Origin of the sequence: Pseudomonas sp. WS 5071 (assembly GCF_012985765.1) — a bacterium.
Taxonomy (GTDB): domain Bacteria; phylum Pseudomonadota; class Gammaproteobacteria; order Pseudomonadales; family Pseudomonadaceae; genus Aquipseudomonas; species Aquipseudomonas lundensis_A.
Genome location: NZ_JAAQWY010000090.1, coordinates 1 through 604 on the forward strand (window position 1 = coordinate 1; position 604 = coordinate 604).

At 51.7% G+C, this 604-nt stretch carries 1 pseudogene; it reads left to right on the forward strand.

Annotated features, from left to right (window positions below):
* Positions 1 to 101: 101 nt before the first annotated feature.
* A pseudogene (locus tag HBN61_RS22345) lies at positions 102 to 604 on the forward strand (TrbG/VirB9 family P-type conjugative transfer protein); the annotation flags it as partial.

The window sequence follows — 604 nt, forward strand, 5'->3', positions numbered from 1 at the left end:
TCTACGGCGTGGTTGCGAGCAAACCCAATCGGTTTAGAAATTATCCAAGCTGATGTTATTGAAGATCCAGCGGGATACAAAAGTGAAGAGGCTAAATAACCATGAACATTATTCTTTCTAAGGCCGTAGTCGGCGCAATGCTCTTTGCTGGTGCCGTATCCGCGCAAGCCGCAAGCTGTCGGGTCATTCACTGGAAACCGGACGCGGTTCTGACGATCAACAGTGCGTTGTATCTCGGTACTCGGGTTGAGCTTCCAGCCGACAACTTGATTCCACCTGTTTCAAGCTCTGAGCTATGGAACGCTGAAGGTGCAGCAAATCAGGTCATGATTAAGCCCAACAGCGACACGGTGCAGGGTAAGTCAGGGATCATCCGTATCTGGACCACAGACGGCAACTCCTATGATGTTGTGGCAAACCGCGCTAGTGGAGCCGCACAGAATGACGTATGCGTGAAGATCGTTGCAGATGGCATGTTCTTCACTCCTGGAGCACGTCAAGCACTCAACGGTCAGTCTTCAAATATGGCAAGAGGCGCAGCGGCGTCAGGTCAGCAGGTTCAGGTTCTTCAACAGCAACTCGCTAAGCAGCGACTTGAGGCACA